Consider the following 14990-nt stretch of genomic DNA (forward strand, 5'->3'; position numbering starts at 1 on the left):
GGCAGGATGGGTTGGGATCGGGGTATCGGGTCGCCAGTTTAGCTCTGGTTGCCGGGTTTGGGGTCGTGAAAGCCAGGGTCTTCTATTGGCTTTTGTTTTTCTTACCGCTGTGGGGATGGAGCCAGATGGTGAGGAGGGCACTTCCCCCTGGGATGAGCGTTTTGGACCCGGCGCAGGCAGAGTTTGAGGAGGGCCTTTCGTACTTTCAACAGGGAAAGTATGCGCAAGCCATCCGGTCGCTGGGAAGTGCGCTTTCTAGCTTAGAAGAGTCCAAGCAGGAAGCTGCCCTCTTTTACATTGCCGAATCCTACCGGTTGCTTTCTCGTTACCCTGAAGCACAGGCAATCTATCGCGCCTTGTTGGCACGTTTTCCCCAGGGGGCCCTCGCAGCAGACGCCCGATACCGGGAGGCGGAGACGTATTATCTCCAAGGTAAGTGGGTAGAGGCAGAGAAGCGGTTTTTGGATCTTTCCCGCACCGCTCCTCCATCCTTGCAAGGTGTGGCTCGCATTTACGAGGCCCTTTGCAGAATCCATCTTGGGCAAGAGACCGAGGGCCTCCGGGACTTGCAAGCGCTAGTGGAGGGTCCAGATTCGGGAACGGCAATCGGTGCAGCTCAGGCTCTGGCGGGGTACTTTGAAGAGAGGCATCGCTATGACCAAGCCTATCGCTATTGGAGCTGGGTGGAAGAGCACGCAACCCGGTCTGAGACAAAGAGCGAAGCGGTAGCGCGAGCGGGATGGGCGCTCCTCAATCAAGGACAGTGGTCGTTGGCTCGCCAACATTTCGAGCAAGTTCGCCGGTCGTACCCGAAAAGCCCATGGATCCGGCTGGCCAATGCGGGTTTGCTCCAGGCCGTTTTTGGCGAGAAAGCCTTTGACAAGTATGTTGCATTATTTGCTGAGCTCCAATCTGAAACGCTGGAGAGCTTGAAACCGGTTCTGTGGTTTGATCTAGGGCATAGTTACTTGGAGCTGCAGAAATACCGAGAGGCAATTCGCGTGTTCGAGGAGACTTTACGTCGCTGGCCTCGGCATGCCTTGGCGGAACTAGTTTCCTACGAAGCAACCTATTGCCGTATAGAGCTCGATCCATCGCAAACGCTGGAAGAGGTGCACCGGTTTCTTGAACACTACCCGGAAGGAGCCATGGCTCCGCGGGCCAAGTACCTTGAGGCAAGTTTTCTCTCCAAGGAAGGTCGATGGGGAGAGGCGATTCCCATTTGGGAACAACTGGCTCAAAATCCTGACGGGATCCCTGTGGCGCACGTGCAGCTGGGTCTGGGCCGAGCCGCTTTTGAACTGCATCGCTGGCGCGCAGCGGCTCAAGCGTACGAGAAGGTGGCGCAAGCGGATCCGCACGGCTCCTATTACGCGCAAGCGCGGTTGGCCCAAGGAATGGCACTGCGGAGGGCTCGCGAACCCGACAAGGCCGTAAGGGCTCTGGAGGAGGCCAAGAAGGCTCTCGCCGGAGGGCCTCTGGAAGAGTATGTGCTAGCGGAATTGGGGCTTGCTTATGCTGATGCCAAGCACGCTGCAGAGGCCGTTCCTTTGTTGCAGGAGCTTCTTACCCGGTATCCAGAGTCACGTTTTCGTCCTTTTGCCGCATATAGTCTGGGCGTTGCCTTAACCGAGTTAAAGAAGTACGACTCGGCTTCGAGGATGCTCGAGATGGCTCGGGAGTTAAACCCGCAGGCTTTTTACCTTCCAGCTACGTACCGGCTGGCTTGGATCGCCTACGAAAAGCAAGATGTAATCCAGGCTTCCCAATATGTGGAGCAGTACGACCAGAAGGTGGGGGAGGACCCAAACGCCGCACGGATCCCTGCCGGACTGTATTACTGGCTGGGAGTGCGATGGCTTGAGAAGAAAGATCCTGCCAGAGCCGAAGCTTTTTTGCGCAAAGTCATTGAGCATCCCCAACCTGGGTCCTATCTTGCTTCGGGGTATTTTGAACTGGCCGAAGCCGAACGCGAACAAAAGAAATGGGCCGAGGCGCTCAAGCATTATCAGGAGTTTCAGGCTAGGGAACCCAAATCGAAGGAGGCTAGCACCGTTCTTTTAGGGATCGCGGAGGCGGAACTCGGCTTGGGCCAATATGGCCCATCGTACTCGCTCATTGAGCAGGTCATGCGCAGGGAGTTAGAAGGAAAGTACAACGCAAAAGCCCGAATGCTTCTTGGGGAATGGTATCTAGCCCAAAACAAGTATTTGGATGCTGCGAAAGCGTTTAGCGCGTTGAGTCTTTTGTATGACGATGCGGAGCTCACACCTCGAGCGATGGCGAAAGCGGCGGAATGTTTTACGCGTGCCGGAGATTGGCGGCAGGCGGAACTATGGCGGAAAAAACTAAAGGAGAAGTATCCGGGCTTTCCTGGGAGTACATAGAACGAACAAGCGAACAAGGGGAGTAAGGTTATGATTCTTGAGTCAGCGCAAGACCGGAAACTTTTTATTGCGGCCCTCGGGCTTTCATTCCTTGTCCACGGATTCCTTTTGTGGACTTTCCGTTCCGTATCTTTGCGAGGATGGGCCATCCCCATTCATAGAGAAAAACTGCGTGCCTTTGAACTGAAACGGGTTGAGATTCCGGCTTCCTCCTTTCAAGGGGATCCCCGTGCCAAGGAACCGATTTCGGTCTCTGCCCTGGCCATGAGTACCCCGCGATTCAAATTACCGCGTCCCAACAATGCTCAAGAGCCTCTGGACAGCCGGACCTGGCAGACTGCGCTTCCGGAGGCCGCTTCGGGGAAAGCGCCGGAGCTGGCAGTGGTTGCCCCTACACCTCCCACAGCGGTGAGTCCTTACGCGCAGAGCGAGCTTGCCAAAGTGGATACAGAAATCGCTCAACTGGCCAATGACAGCTCCCGGGCCGGGGTATCGCGGCCGGAGCTCATTCTTCCTTCCAGTTCCGGTTCCAGCTACCTTGTGGGGGCGACGGAACAGGGAATCCTTTCTGATGCTACGCGCAAGGAGGCTGCCGGAAGTGCCATTCCTGGAATCGAAGAAATCCAATCGCGTCTTCGTGCTGGGATTCCCCCGTTTAGCCCTAGCCTTTCCCGGCCGGTAGTGATCCAATTCCCCAATGAGATTCTTTTTGACTTTGATTCGGCAAATCTTCGAGCAAGCGCCGAGCCCTATCTCCAGCAGGTGGTGGAGATTCTCCGCCGGTACCGGAGGGCCGATGTGCAAATTGATGGCTACACAGACACCTTCGGAGACGACCTTTATAACCTTCGCTTGAGTGAAGCCAGGGCCGAGTCGGTCCGGCGCTGGTTGGCTCAGTTTTTTCCCCCGGATCGGGTGACGTTCCACACGCGAGGTTACGGGAAGAGTCACCCCGTCGTAAATCCCTATGGCACCATTGAGGAGCAAGAGAGGAATCGCCGGGTTGTCATCATGATTCATGCATTAACAGACTAGGCAAAAAGTCCTGGCTCAGGGTCTCCGGCAGGAGCGCGACGAATTTCGGTCACAAGTTTCTCGAGACAAAACCTCCACGCGCCGCGGGACGCACGACTTTTTTGGTGTGCGGTTTGGCTCATGGCAAAAGAAAAGGAGCCCGGGGGCAAGGCCCCACAACCCTGCTAGAGGGAAATTGCGGCAGGGTGGTTTCGGTTGTGTTCCCTGAGAAGCTCGGCTACCTTTCGCAACTTGCTCTTCCAAGGCTCCTGATCGAGGTAGTCGGTCAAAGGCAAGGAAAGACGATCACGCCAGTTTTGGCCTCCTTCGGTACCTGGGCGATTGAACCATTCTTTGGTTCCCAAAAGATCCGGCGCGAGCCAAACGGCAAGCCAGCAAGGTGAAGCAAGCAAGATCTCGATCAGCCTCATGTGCAGTTGATCCGGAAACCTTGCAGGAAGCTCCGTGGCCGCCCACCCAGCGAATCTCAAAAGACACGTCAGTTCGTGATAGGCGTGTGCCCGCTTTTCGGGTCGAGGATCTTTTTGCGCGGATTCCCAAAGTTTCTCGTACAAGACAGCGAGGGGAGGATGGTCATGCGTTGCGTAGGTAACCACATTGTGGGGAGGATAGGTCGAGGGAGAGCGATAGGTTCCGTCGGGCTCGCGCTCGAACCGGGGGATCGTAAAACCGGGAATGCCTAGCTCCGTAAGAATGGGCCGCACGTAGGGGGGGACCATGCCCAGGTCTTCCGCAATCACTAGTGCGCCCTGCGATAGATCGAGGATTTTCTTAAGTAACCTTGCGCCTTCAACCGCGTTGGCATTTGCCTCCGAAGGGGGATCATCAGGCCGTGGGAAAAACCGGGGCAAGCGTCCTCCTGTACGCTCGGCCACCTCTTGAGGTGAGAGAGGGAAAAATTCTCTGTTTCTTTCGGGTTCCCAGGGAAACGCGTAGATCCGAAAAAACCCTAGCACGTGATCTAATCGAAACCCATGAAAGATCCGTGTGGTGTGGGCAATTCTCCGAGCCCACCAGGCAAAATCCTCTTTCTGGTGAGCTTCCCAACGGTAGAGCGGGAGTCCCCAATTTTGCCCCCATCGGGCCACAAAGGGATCCTCCTGAAAATAGGGCTCTGGGGGCGATCCTCCAGACCAGGAGAGGTCAAAAAGATGGGGTTGCCCCCACGTATCTGCGGAATAGCGATTGACCCCGTAGGGAATGTCTCCAATGAGCGCAATCCCTTCTTCATCCGCCTTTTTCCGCACGGTTTCCCACTGGCAGAACGCAACCCATTGGACGAAAGCATAGAACGAAAGCTTTCGTTCAAGCTCGGTCTTCCTTGGGTGTTGCTCGAGCCACTGGCGAGCCCTGACGGGGTTCTGAAGTTCCGTGTTCCAGCGAGTCCAGACCGGATCTCCCCGATGTTCGTCGATCAGCACCCGGAAAAGACAATAGGATGGAAGCCAATCGGCTTCCCGCTGGCAAAACGCCTGGAAGGCCTCCGTGAGGGATCCTTTTTTCCGCTGAAAAGTTTCGAAAGCTTGTTCCAAAAGCCATAATTTTGTTTGTTTTACCCGCGGATATTCAATTTGGGAGGCAGCCACGGCCGAGCCTAGCTGCGCCCTGGCAGCTTTCCAAGCCTCGGCGGAAAGTTCCGGAACCTCTCCCGGTTCGGTTGCCAAAAGCGCGGGATCTAAAGCGATGGAACTCACCGCATTGTACGGGCTGTGATCACCGCCAGTTTCCTGGATGGGTAAAAGCTGGAGGTAACCGATCCCAAGGGAGCGGCAAAATGCGATCGCTTCGCGAACGGCCAAAGTATCACCGATCCCGAGATCTTGCGCCCGGCGAAGCGCGAAAGCAGGAATTGCTAAGCCCGAGGAACGATTCCTTGAAAAGGAGCTCATTGGAAGTGGGACCCTAAAGCGAAAGACCTGAAAGAACAATCCCAAGTTTGCCGCCAGGCTTTCTCCCTTGAAGGGATTTGCAAGGAATCATTCTGGGACGAGCACGATCCATACCCAAAAAAGCCCGGAGCATCTTGGGTAAGCTTTTCAGGTCCCATACCATACATCTCCCAACTATTCTCCGTCCAAAATTCATCAAAAGAGGATCGCTTTTTTAGGGAGCCAGGCAACGTAATCCGACGGCGGCATGCTAGAAAGCTCTCCAACGGCTGTCTTGTGGGGCTCCGTCAATCCTTCTGGCTGGAAGGATGCGCTGGTCTCGGTACGGGCTAAAGGCAACCAGACGCGCCGAAGTAGCCGAACACCTGGTGATCTATGGCAGCCATGGACCACAATAATCCTCAAGGCTTCGGCAAGAACGAATTGGAGGGCTTTTGCCCGATCAGGGGCCCTTTTTTTTCTTCGCGAAAGCATACTCTTGGTCTCGTGGTGGCTTTCGGGCTAGCGACGGGACGGAAGAGCCATGGAAGCTGGCCGGTTACCCGTTTTTTGGCATTCCCCAATGCCCGGGTTGTGGGATAGTTGAGGTCGCGGTGCGAGGAGTTCCAAACGAGGTTTTTTGGCAAAAAACCGTCCCAGCACCAGGCGCAGCATGAGCTATTTTGTGGTGCCTTGATCCCACCCAAGCCCCTCGGGTACTAGCTTCGAAGGTTTCTCGCTGGTTCCTATCCCTTGAGCAAGAGAAGCTCGCTCCTTACTGGCAGCAAAACCGGACTCGGAGACAAAATAGTGTCTCGCCGTAATGCCAGACGGAAGCTCCATCATCAGGGTTTCCAAAATTGCCCTTTTCGGTCGCTTTTTTTCGAGCACCTCTTGCTTAGAAAAGGCAATGATTTTGAGCTCCGATCCATCGGAAGCGCCATGGCATCTTGGCCCAGTCGCCAGCATAATCCACGCCGACTCTGGAGCCAATCTCCAGCTCCTTTTCCGGGACCACCAGGCCAGTCTCCTCCACCCATATCCGGTCTCCCACCAGCGAAAGCCCGTTGAAACTCCCGTCAATTCCAAGCGCCTGAGTTACCCTGCCTGGACCATTAGCCCAATTCTTTGGATCGACTCCTTTTCTTCTTAGCTGCACAAGGGAGCGCCCTTCGATAATCCAGACCGCTCGGATGAGGACTGCGAGCGGGATGCCTTTTGGCCCCAGGACGAAGTTGAGCAGGTAATGCATCCCGTAGCAGAGATATACGTAGGCGATCCCTCCTTCCTCAAAAAGAACCCAATTGCGTCGTGTCTTCCGATTGCCAAACCCGTGACAAGCGCGGTCTTCAGCGCCTCCATAGGCCTCCGTCTCACAAATAAGCCCACTAACCCTTCCCTCCGTTGTTTCCACCACCAGCCGCTTCCCCAAAAAAAACCGCGCGCGATCTACCGGATCACTGAGCCGGTAGGCTTCGAGCGGAATTTTTTTTCCCTTCTGGGTTCCGTTCCCATGCTTTTGATCCATCGGCTCTAAAGGTGTTGCAGGATGTGGAGGACCTTTTCGAGTTCCTCTTCCGTGTTATAGAAATGTGGCGAGAAGCGAAGATACGGTTTCGCTTCGCTATCCCACCGCAGGGAAACGCGAACGTTTTGTTCTTTCAGCTGTTCGAAAACCGGCTGAAGAGGGTGGGTGGGGTGTGACACCGAAACAATTCCACTGCGTCGGTTCTCTGGGAATTTGGCGGAAAGAATCTCCCAGCCAAGTTGTTCCAATCGAGAAGCAAGGAAATCGTGAAGCTGGAGCAACCGGTTGCGAATCTTTTCGATTCCGACGCTCAAAAGGAGTTCTAAGGAGGCTTTCAAACCGAGGATCCCCAAAGCGTAAAGGGCACCACATTCATAGCGGCGAGCCGTAGGATGAAATACAAGACTCGATTGGGCAATGAACCGGGGACTTTGTACGTTCCACGCGCCTACAAGCAAAGGGAAGAGCTCATCTTGCCGTTCCTTTTTTACGAAAAAAATCCCGGCACCCAGGGGACCAAGTAGCCACTTATGGGAATCGGCGCTCAAGAAATCGAAAAATCGGCTATCGAGCTCCGCAGCCCCAAGCGATTGGATACCGTCTAGGCAAAAAAGGATCCCCCTCCGACGAAGTTCCTCCCCAATAGAGCGGTAATCCAAAAGATAACCAGACAGAAAGTGACAGCTAGAAAGAGCGACCAACCGGGTCCGTGGGGAGAGAGCTTCAAACACCATTTCTGGATCAATCTGGCCGGGCACCTTGGGCTGCAAAGGGATAAGAACCGCTCCCCGTTGAGCCAGGGTTCGCCAGGGATATACGTTGGAGGGGTAATCGCCTGGGTAATAGATGATCTCTTCTCCAGGCCTCCAGTCTAGCCCGTGAGCAACCAGGTTAAGCCCAAGCGCCGTTGGACCGAGAAGCGCAATTTCCTCGGGCTCTGCTTGTAAAAGATTCGAGGCGAGCACCCGGGTTTGCTCGACTTCCTGCCAGATTTCCTCACGTTCCTGGTCGCCGAGGGTAGACCGTTCGGCAGCTTCCTGGATTTTGCGTGCCACCCGACGAGGTAAGGGTGAGACCCCCGCATGAGCGAGGAAAATTTCTCTCTGAACCACCGGAAACTCCTTTTGGCGGAGCTCCTCAGATTCCAGAATGTCTTCTAACGTCATGGTTAGGTGGAAGGGAGAGTTTAGGTACTCCGCCCGATCAGCCGGGTAGTTAGGATTTTCTCGGGAGTTTTTCGTTCGCAAAGCAAAAAGGTTGGGATCTTTTTTGTAGTCCAATGGGAAAGATCCTGGTGGCCACCATCGGCCTGACTCCTTTTTTTGAAGCGATTGCGCTGGGCGTTGGATCGTTTCTTTTTTCCTTCTCCCTCTCCTTCCTGCGAGGCACTCACCCAGAGGGGCCGAAAAACATCCCCAGTAGGCTTTGGATTCCCTTCACAAGATCCGCTACCATCTTGGTACGCGAGGGAAGATCGTTTGAGCCCGGTGAGACTTTTCTCGGAGTCCAAACCCGTGAAACTGCCGGCAGTATCTCATCTCCTTCCTGGCCCAAAGGAGTCGCATGCCAAGTGCTTTCCCGGAGGTCTCACGAGGAGTCGACCGAAAAGGCTCTTCGAACCTCTTCTACTAAAGAGGGCAAAATCTCCGTAAGGACACAAAGTTCCTCCCTCGTAGTGTAGCGGGAAAGGGAGATACGAAGGGTCGCTCTAGCTTCCCGGGCGGAGAAACCCATGGCCCGAAGTACGCGTGACGGTTCCACCGATCGCGAGCTACAAGCCGAACCGGTCGATACGCAAATCCCTCGGTGAGAAAGTTCATGCACCAGGGTATAAGCCTCGGTACCGGGAACGAAAAGACTGGTTGTATTGGGAATGCGCGGAGATCCTTGCCCCACTACTCGAACACCGGGAATCTCCGCCAATAGCTTGTCCTCAAACCAGTTCCGAAGCTCAGCCAGTTTGGCAGGTCCATTTTCGGCAAGATACTGGGAGGCAAGTTCGGCGGCTTTCCCCATTCCAACAATCCCCGCTACATTCTCCGTTCCCGACCGGCGGCCTTGTTCTTGCCCACCTCCAAAAAAGAGAGGTTCCACGGGAACCCCTTTTCGCACTAGAAGCGCTCCTACTCCCTTAGGCCCGTGAAACTTGTGTGCGGACAGCGAAAGAAAATCCATGGGAAGTTGACTCCACTCAATCGGAAGCTTGCCCGCTACCTGGACTGCGTCGCAGTGGAAAAGAACTCCCTGGCTACGGCACAACTCTCCAATCATTTCTATTGGAGAGAGCACTCCTGTCTCGCTATTGGCCCATGCCACCGAAACAAGCGCGCTTCGCGAGCTGATATACCGCTCAAACTCCTCCCAGTTGGGTTGTCCGTGCTTGTTTACCCCTACATAGTGGACCTGGTAGCCCTTACGTTGCAAAAACTGGCAAAGGCGGTAGACAGAAGCATGTTCGACTTGCGTCGTAACGAACTGGGTTCGACCGGTCGTGCCTAGAGCGGAAAAAAAGGCCAGGTGATTGGATTCGGTTCCGCCGCTGGTAAAGATGATCTCTTCCGGCTGGGCGTGAAGGAAAGCGCTCAGTCTTTCTCGAGCTAGTTGGAGGGCTCGGGAGGCTTCCTGGCCCAAGCGGTGGAGGCTGGAAGGGTTCCCATAGCTTTCTCGCAGAAACGGGAGCATTTCCTCGAGAACTTCTGGTGCCAAAGGGGTGGTAGCGTTATGATCAAAGTAAAGAAGCTTTTCCGTCATTTCTGGGAAGCCGCTCGTTTTTTCGTCATTGTTGGCTTTGCCAAAGCACAAGCTTTCTGGAGTAGGAATGCTCAAAGAGTGGCACCAGGAGCTAGCGGTAACGAAACCTATCTCGATTCTGGTTTCCGTCCAATACGTCGACGGCCAAAAAGCTCCCTCTTTCCTTGGGGTCCATGCATCCTGGCCTAGCCAAGCAAGTTTTCTATGTGGGCGAGAACCTTTTCTGGAGAGAGCCCCTCCCATGTAGGCCCACCTTTGAGGATCGTAACCCGAGGCCCCCAGGGTTGCCACACGCCTGGGTCAGTTGGCCCGAAAAGTGCCAGCACTGGGCATCCGCACGCGGCGGCTAGGTGAGTAATCCCTGAGTCATTGCCCACGTACAGGCTAGCTTGGCTTAAGAGCGCCACGAGAGTTGCCAGAGGCAGCTCAAGCCCGATCGTATGAGCTTTTTTTGCTAGCGAGCCGATCCAGTCTCTTTCGGCTTCCCCAGCCAGAAGCACCACCCAGAGGTCTCGATCGTGGAGACGCTCTAATACCCAGTTCCAATAATCGACAGGCCAATTTTTTTTCCTGCTTCCGCTCCCTGCATGAAGAACGACCCATGGAAACTGGGAGGACCGCCTTTGCTGGCTTTCTTCAAGCTCACTTCGCCAAGCTTCAAACGCGTCAAGATCTTCTTTCCAAGGACAAATGAAGGGACCTTTCGGTAGGGGAAGTTCTAGCTGAAGGAATTCGCGTAGCTGGAGCCAGTAATCAAGCGCCACCGGCCGGCCCGGTCGAGGGGGCAAAAGTTGGAGATAGCGTGCCGGGGTCCAGCGGCGAATCTCCCCAGCCCATGTCCCGTCTGGATCGGAGAGAAACGAAAGAATGAGATCAAAGTTTCGCAGCAAAGAACGGATCTTTTCCGGTAGTTCTCCCCCCTTCACCCAAAGACTTTCCCATCCGGGTTTCTCCAGCGAGTACGCTGCAACAAATCCTGCCCGGAGGGCCAGTTTCACCCAGGAAGTTCTTCCCAGAAGAACGACCGAAGAGGGTGCCAGTGCTTGCCGCAGAGCGGAACACGCAGGCAACGTAAGTAGCCAGTCACCCAGGGCTCCCCCTTTGGCAATGAGGATCCTCCTCATGCTGGGTAGACTGTAAAGGAGAGGATGATCAAGAGCGCGCCCAGGAAGAGAAAAACCGCTCCGATTCCCTTTCCCAGAAAGGACGGGTTGGAATCCAGGCGGTCCGCAATGGCCCGCCAGTGATAGGGAGTGACAACCATGGAAATCCCACTAGCGATCCAAGCGTAGGCAAGAAGACTGATAACGATCCTCCAAGGGGTCTCTTCCCAGAAGGCGGCCTCCAAGGGAATTTCCGCGGCCAAAAGAAGGATCACGCCTAAGGCGCGGACGAAGAGAAGCTCAACCAGAAGCCAGGTAACGCTCAGTCCGAGCATGATACATCCTAGAGTAATGATCCACCGGGCTTGGGAAAGCTCTCCAAGATCGATACTCGCACACAGAAGGGTGGCCCAAATCGTTGCGGACAGACTCATAAGGCGTCCCGCCAGTGCGTTTCGGAGCAAAAGCCCCAGTGTACGCCCCACATTCTGAGGGAATAGATAGAGGGAAAGCCCAAAAAGAAAGTGCAAAGCTCCCAAAAAGAGACTCACGGAACGCAAGGAAAAGGCATAAATCATAGGCTCCTGGGGTTAGGGAATGTTTTAGGTGTTGTACTCAAAGGAAGGATGGGAGTGGGAGACTTTGTAGACCAGTTTCGGGAATGGGAGCGTTGCGTGCGTATGAGAAAGACGGCTCCGAGCAGGACCGCTTGACAATGGGCGCAGTTGTGCTGGCCCTTTTGCTGGGAACTGCCAGAAAGTTCCTTTTGTTTCTTCGGAGGGCATTCCTATTTCCCAACCATCGCCAGGGACTAGACAGTTTCTCCGGTTTTCCCTGGGTTGCGCCGCGTCTCCGGAGGCAGGCTCCCCAAGCCGAAACCGGAAAGAGAAGGTAGCCCGTACTTTCAAACGTTTGCTCGCAATCCAGGGTACTTGCCTAGGGGCGACCGGTCCGTCGTGAGGCCTTCATTTTCCCTTTTCCCCATCCTTCCCCTCCGGCTTAAGACAAGACCGTGTCCGGCGGGTCGTGCCAGGTCGTACCTCTTTTTTTTGCAAGATCCGGTAGCTTGTGCTTGCACTACCAAGGCTTTTGTTCGAGCCAAGGATCCTCTGGGAAATTCCGGGCAAGCTTTTGTAGAGCCCTGGCAACCGATGGGTGGCCTAGCCTTTCTGTCAACCGCCAATTGCTGGAAAGCGCGTTTTTTCTTCCCCGGTTGGCAAGAGGCTAGCCATAGCAGGGTTCCCGCAAAAGATTGTCTGTGGAGCTTCCTAGCCACGGCTACAAGCACCCCACAAGTTCTCTTTATGGCGCCTCAGCATCTGGTCCATAGATCGCATCGCCCGAAGCGAGAGTCTTTTTTTTCTTTTGCTCCTCCTAACCTTTTCGGTTCATCCCGATTTTCTCCGGGGATGCGCCCCATCGAAGCTTCTTATACCGGCTGGGTTTATAAAGGCTCTTGCAAGGTGATGCAATGAAAAGCCCCCAGTCCCCAGATGAGCCGACGCGCCTCCCAAAGCAGAATGCGCCGCCCGGGAAAGAACCCGGATAAAACCTCTTGGATTTGCCGTTCCTTAGCTTCCCATCCAAAAGAGGGAACAATCACGCAATGGTTGGCGATGTAGAAGTTGACGTAGCTTGCCGGTAAGCGTTGGTGGCCATGCACGACGGCATCGGGAAGGGGAACGGGGACCACACAGAGCTTTTGCCCCCGGGCTGTTTCGCTTTTGGCCAAGCGCTGGTAGTTTTCCCAGCACACGGGGTAATTGGCGTCCTGGGGATCCTCGGGTAAACTGACGACAACCACACCCGGCGCCACGAAACGCGCAAGATTGTCCACATGGCCGTCAGTATCGTCGCCTTCTAGCGATCCCGATAGCCAGATCACCCGCTTGACCCCGAGGAACTCCTCGAGAATTTGTTCCATTTCCCGTTGCGTCAATCCGGGATTGCGTCTTGGGTCCAGTAAGCAATCTTGAGAGGCAAGAAGCGTTCCTTCACCGTCAGTATCGATGGCACCCCCTTCTAAAATGACCGGACCTTTCCACAGAGGGAGCCTTCGATATTGAGCAATTTTCTGAGGAACCAGGTCGTCTAGCTCCCACGGGGGGTATTTCCCACCCCAAGCGTTAAAACCCCAGTCAATGAGAGCCTTTCCGGCCGGGCCCACGAGAAACGTGGGTCCGTAATCGCGGGGCCACGGCTCGTAGGCAGGAAAATCATGCCAATAAATGTTTTCCTTTTTTCCTTTGAGATAGCTCTGTGCTTGTTCCCGCTGAGCTTCGGAAAAGAGGCAAATGTGCACTTCTTCTCCTTGGGAAAGCTCATGGGCCAATTGAGCCCAGAGTTCCGGAATCCCTTCCCATCCACCCTCAAAGCTAATCCCGTCCTCTCTGGGCCAGCAGAGCCAGGTCGCCCGGTGGGTTTCCCATTCGGCCGGAAAGCGGAAACCAAGTGCTTTGGGAGTGTTCATGGGGAGGAAGAGCTTTGTGTGGCACTTGAGGATCCAAGGTTGGGGTCGAACAGTCCAAGAATGGACCGGTAACTGTCCACTCTACGGTCTCGCAAAAAGGGCCAGAACTTTCGGGTTTCTTCCACGAGGGATAGATCAAGCTCCGCGACTAAGATTTCCTCTTGTTCTCCGGCTTCCGCAACGATTCGCCCAAGGGGATCCGCCACAAAGCTGTGACCCCAAAACTCAAGCCCGGTTCCCTCGTCCCCTGCCTCCCACCCCACGCGGTTGACGGCCACAACATAACAGCCATTGGCAATGGCGTGTGCCCGCTGGACGATTTGCCATGCGGCCAACTGGTGCCTTCCTTCTTTCTCTTTCTCCTGCGGATGCCAGCCGATACTGGTGGGATAAAAAAGGAGCACTGCTCCTTGGAGGACACTACTGCGCGCAGCTTCGGGAAACCACTGATCCCAGCAAATGAGGACGGAAAGGGGCCCGTAGCGGGTCGGCCAGACGCGGTAACCGAGGTCACCCGGGGCAAAGTAGTATTTTTCGTAATATCCGGGTTCTTCGGGAAGGTGCATCTTTCGATAAAGCCCCAAAACCTTTCCATCTTCACCCATAATGAGGGCGCTATTGTGGTAAACGCCTGGTGCCCTTCGCTCAAAAACCCCGCCGATAATCACCACGCCAAGTTCCTGGGCCACACGGGCCAGGGTGCGGGCGGTAGGTCCCCCAGGTATTTCCTCCGCAAGACGAAAATTGGCAGGGTCCATTTTCTGGCAAAAGTAGGGAGTTGCAAAGAGCTCAGGTGTACAGAGGATAGAAGCTCCCCGGGCGGCGGCTTCATGGAAAAGCCTTCCCGCTTTGGCTAGGGTTTCTTGGGAGTCCTTTTCGGCACCCATCTGGATCAACCCGACGGAAACTTTCATCGTCGAAATGACTCTAACTGGCATACCTCGATGCCGGCTGCAAGCTGGCCTTCTTTTTTTTTCGTTTCTTACTCTTTTCTAGGAGCTATAGGGTCGGCGAACCGGGTAGGAGCCCAAAAGGCGCATCTCCCACGTGTGTTTTTTCGCTTTCTCTGTGGCCTGGATAAAACGCGGGTCGGTGTTGGGAGCCTGGACACTAAGAAAGAAAAAATAGGTGTTTGGATGGCCCATCACCGGGTGAGACACAATTCGCTTGAGGTTCAGCCCCTCCTCCCGAAAAGGTTCCAGAAACGAGCAGAGGCTACCCACTTTCTCCTTAAGCAAAACAGCCAGGCTGGTTTCCCTCGCTCCCGACCCCGCGGGGCGGTGCCCCAAGACAAAGAACTGGGTGAGATTTGCGGTATCGTCCGCCACAGGATATTCGAGAACCTCTAGCCCGTAAAGAATCGCTGCATCGCGGGTGGATAGAGCTGCAGACGCAGGCTCAAGAGAGGCAAGTCGGGCTGCTTCCGCTGTGCTGGCCACACGTCGCAGCTGGACTTCTGGAAAACGTTGCATAATCCAGTTCCGGCAGTGATAGAGCGGGGCCGCATGGGAGTAGAGGGTCTTGATCTTGGCGCCTCGCCGACCCAACAGGGCTAACCGGACGCGCAAAGCTAGCTCCTCGCGGATGCATAGGGAGAAACTTCGATCCAGAAGAAGATCGACCGTTTCGGGGATCATTCCGCTGGAGGAATTTTCGATGGGGACAATGCCCGACGACAAAGGATGGCGTCGCACGTATTCCACCACCTCCGGAATGGACGGAAGAGGCAAAAGCTTCCTTTTGGGGAAGCGTTTCTTGGCCACAAGGTGGGAAAAGGTTTGGGCCGGTCCCAGAAACGCAACGCTCATGGGAAGACCTTTCTCATAGGGAGGCCGGGGTAAGGTAGGA

11 protein-coding genes are annotated in these 14990 nt (G+C 55.1%); 2 read left to right on the forward strand and 9 right to left on the reverse strand.

The features are described from left to right. The first annotated feature begins 11 nt into the window (after nt 1-11). Nucleotides 12-2387 (forward strand): tetratricopeptide repeat protein, encoded by a 2376-nt coding sequence (locus KK925_RS03190; protein ID WP_174582953.1) that lies wholly within the window; start codon nt 12-14, stop codon nt 2385-2387. A 30-nt stretch (nt 2388-2417) separates the two neighbouring features. After that, a complete protein-coding gene (locus KK925_RS03195; protein WP_174582954.1) occupies nt 2418-3422 on the forward strand; it encodes an OmpA family protein in 1005 nt (334 codons plus the stop codon). 164 nt (nt 3423-3586) lie between these two features. Here KK925_RS03195 and KK925_RS03200 read toward each other — a convergent pair whose 3' ends face one another. The 9 genes from KK925_RS03200 to KK925_RS03240 all read right to left on the reverse strand — a co-directional run bounded on the left by KK925_RS03200 (nt 3587) and on the right by KK925_RS03240 (nt 14950). Beyond that, entirely contained in the window at nt 3587-5311 is a 1725-nt protein-coding gene (locus tag KK925_RS03200) for a 4-alpha-glucanotransferase (RefSeq protein ID WP_174582955.1), read from the reverse strand. An 877-nt stretch (nt 5312-6188) separates the two neighbouring features. Beyond that, a complete protein-coding gene (locus KK925_RS03205) occupies nt 6189-6818 on the reverse strand; it encodes a DNA-3-methyladenine glycosylase (RefSeq protein ID WP_174582956.1) in 630 nt (209 codons plus the stop codon). A gap of 5 nt (nt 6819-6823) precedes the next feature. Then, nucleotides 6824-7984, reverse strand: coding sequence for an aminotransferase class V-fold PLP-dependent enzyme (locus tag KK925_RS03210; RefSeq protein ID WP_174582981.1), 1161 nt, complete (start codon nt 7982-7984; stop codon nt 6824-6826). Between the two features lie 421 nt (nt 7985-8405). After that, on the reverse strand, nt 8406-9569 hold the full coding sequence (locus KK925_RS03215; protein WP_174582957.1) for a cysteine desulfurase family protein: 1164 nt from the start codon (nt 9567-9569) through the stop codon (nt 8406-8408). A gap of 185 nt (nt 9570-9754) precedes the next feature. Beyond that, nucleotides 9755-10693 carry a glycosyltransferase family 9 protein gene (locus KK925_RS03220; protein ID WP_174582958.1) on the reverse strand — a complete coding sequence of 313 codons (939 nt, stop codon included), beginning with the start codon at nt 10691-10693 and terminating at the stop codon, nt 9755-9757. Beyond that, a complete protein-coding gene (locus KK925_RS03225; RefSeq protein WP_174582959.1) occupies nt 10690-11250 on the reverse strand; it encodes a hypothetical protein in 561 nt (186 codons plus the stop codon). The genes KK925_RS03220 and KK925_RS03225 overlap by 4 nt, the downstream gene beginning before the upstream one ends. Nucleotides 11251-12116: 866 nt before the next feature. Further along, complete coding sequence (locus tag KK925_RS03230) at nt 12117-13142, reverse strand: agmatine deiminase family protein (protein WP_174582960.1); 1026 nt, start codon at nt 13140-13142, stop codon at nt 12117-12119. Next, nucleotides 13139-14056, reverse strand: coding sequence for a carbon-nitrogen hydrolase (locus tag KK925_RS03235; protein ID WP_174582961.1), 918 nt, complete (start codon nt 14054-14056; stop codon nt 13139-13141). The genes KK925_RS03230 and KK925_RS03235 overlap by 4 nt, the downstream gene beginning before the upstream one ends. A 78-nt stretch (nt 14057-14134) precedes the next feature. After that, nucleotides 14135-14950, reverse strand: coding sequence for a prephenate dehydratase (locus KK925_RS03240; RefSeq protein WP_174582962.1), 816 nt, complete (start codon nt 14948-14950; stop codon nt 14135-14137). Nucleotides 14951-14990: the final 40 nt, after the last annotated feature.

It is taken from the genome of Candidatus Methylacidithermus pantelleriae (assembly GCF_905250085.1).
GTDB lineage: Bacteria > Verrucomicrobiota > Verrucomicrobiia > Methylacidiphilales > Methylacidiphilaceae > Methylacidithermus > Methylacidithermus pantelleriae.

Excerpts from the sequence above, each read along its gene's own strand:
- KK925_RS03195 (WP_174582954.1), top strand. The coding sequence starts at position 2,418 with ATGATTCTTGAGTCAGCGCAAGACCGGAAACTTTTTATTGCGGCCCTC.
- KK925_RS03200 (WP_174582955.1), bottom strand. The coding sequence starts at position 5,311 with ATGAGCTCCTTTTCAAGGAATCGTTCCTCGGGCTTAGCAATTCCTGCT.
- KK925_RS03205 (WP_174582956.1), bottom strand. The coding sequence starts at position 6,818 with ATGGATCAAAAGCATGGGAACGGAACCCAGAAGGGAAAAAAAATTCCG.
- KK925_RS03210 (WP_174582981.1), bottom strand. The coding sequence starts at position 7,984 with ATGACGTTAGAAGACATTCTGGAATCTGAGGAGCTCCGCCAAAAGGAG.
- KK925_RS03215 (WP_174582957.1), bottom strand. The coding sequence starts at position 9,569 with ATGACGGAAAAGCTTCTTTACTTTGATCATAACGCTACCACCCCTTTG.
- KK925_RS03220 (WP_174582958.1), bottom strand. The coding sequence starts at position 10,693 with ATGAGGAGGATCCTCATTGCCAAAGGGGGAGCCCTGGGTGACTGGCTA.
- KK925_RS03225 (WP_174582959.1), bottom strand. The coding sequence starts at position 11,250 with ATGATTTATGCCTTTTCCTTGCGTTCCGTGAGTCTCTTTTTGGGAGCT.
- KK925_RS03230 (WP_174582960.1), bottom strand. The coding sequence starts at position 13,142 with ATGAACACTCCCAAAGCACTTGGTTTCCGCTTTCCGGCCGAATGGGAA.
- KK925_RS03235 (WP_174582961.1), bottom strand. The coding sequence starts at position 14,056 with ATGAAAGTTTCCGTCGGGTTGATCCAGATGGGTGCCGAAAAGGACTCC.
- KK925_RS03240 (WP_174582962.1), bottom strand. The coding sequence starts at position 14,950 with ATGAGCGTTGCGTTTCTGGGACCGGCCCAAACCTTTTCCCACCTTGTG.